The sequence below is a fragment of the Capillibacterium thermochitinicola genome (assembly GCF_013664685.1).
GTDB classification, from domain to species: Bacteria; Bacillota; UBA4882; order UBA10575; family UBA10575; genus Capillibacterium; species Capillibacterium thermochitinicola.
In genome coordinates, this window is the sequence record NZ_JAAKDE010000028.1 from 1 (window position 1) to 1,216 (window position 1,216).

Annotated in this window: 1 protein-coding gene; it reads right to left on the reverse strand. The window is 58.6% G+C overall.

Features of this window, described 5'->3' with window-relative positions; genetic code table 11:
• Positions 1-1,203 (reverse strand): elongation factor Tu, encoded by a 1,203-nt coding sequence (tuf, locus tag G5B42_RS10410; protein ID WP_181340414.1) that lies wholly within the window; start codon positions 1,201-1,203, stop codon positions 1-3.
• Positions 1,204-1,216 lie beyond the last annotated feature (13 nt).

Here is a 1,216-nt window from a genome sequence, read left to right on the forward strand (position 1 = left end):
TTACTCAAGAATCTTGGTCACAACCCCGGCCCCGACGGTCCGGCCGCCTTCACGGATCGCAAAACGCAATCCCTCTTCCATCGCAATCGGGCTGATCAGTTCGATCGTCATCGTGATGTTGTCGCCCGGCATCACCATCTCCACGCCCTCAGGCAGCTTGGCCACACCGGTCACGTCGGTCGTCCGGAAGTAGAACTGCGGACGGTATCCGTTGAAGAACGGCGTATGACGTCCGCCCTCTTCCTTGGTCAACACGTAAACCTGACCCTCGAATTTGGTGTGCGGAGTAATCGTGTTCGGCTTGGCCAAGACTTGACCCCGTTCGATCTCGTCCCGGTCAACACCACGGAGCAACAGACCAACGTTGTCCCCGGCTTCCGCCACGTCCAGAACCTTCCGGAACATCTCGACCCCGGTCACCACGGTCTTTTTGATCTCGTCCCGCAACCCGACGATCTGCACTTCGTCGCCGACCTTCACGGTACCCCGCTCCACACGGCCCGTCGCCACCGTCCCGCGCCCGGTAATGGTGAAGACGTCTTCCACCGGCATCAGGAAGGGCTTGTCAAGATCACGCTGCGGATCCGGTAGGTAGCTGTCCACCGCATCCATCAGTTCCCAAATCTTGCCGCACCACTCGCAGTCCCGGCTGCCGCAACCGCATTCCAAAGCCTTTAAGCCGGAACCTCTGACCACCGGAATCTCGTCGCCGGGAAATTCGTACTTCGAAAGCAGGTCCCGAACTTCCATCTCAACCAGTTCCAATAATTCCTCGTCATCCACCATGTCCACTTTGTTCAGCCACACGATAATGTGGGGCACGCCAACCTGACGCGCCAACAGAATGTGCTCGCGGGTCTGCGGCATCGGACCGTCCGCCGCCGAAACAACCAGGATCGCCCCGTCCATCTGCGCCGCACCAGTGATCATGTTCTTCACATAGTCGGCGTGACCCGGGCAGTCCACGTGCGCATAGTGCCGCTTATCCGTCTCGTACTCCACGTGCGAGGTGTTGATCGTGATCCCACGCTCTTTCTCTTCCGGCGCCTTGTCAATCTGGTCGAAGGACATGATTTGGGCCTTCCCGACTTTACCCAGCACCAACGTGATCGCCGCCGTCGTCGTGGTCTTACCATGGTCAACGTGGCCAATGGTCCCAATGTTCGCGTGCGGTTTCGTCCGCTCAAATTTTTGCTTTGCCATTTCTGATCCTCCT

Bases quoted from the DNA above. Each gene is read 5' to 3' on its own strand.
- tuf (WP_181340414.1), bottom strand. From the start codon at position 1,203: ATGGCAAAGCAAAAATTTGAGCGGACGAAACCGCACGCGAACATTGGG.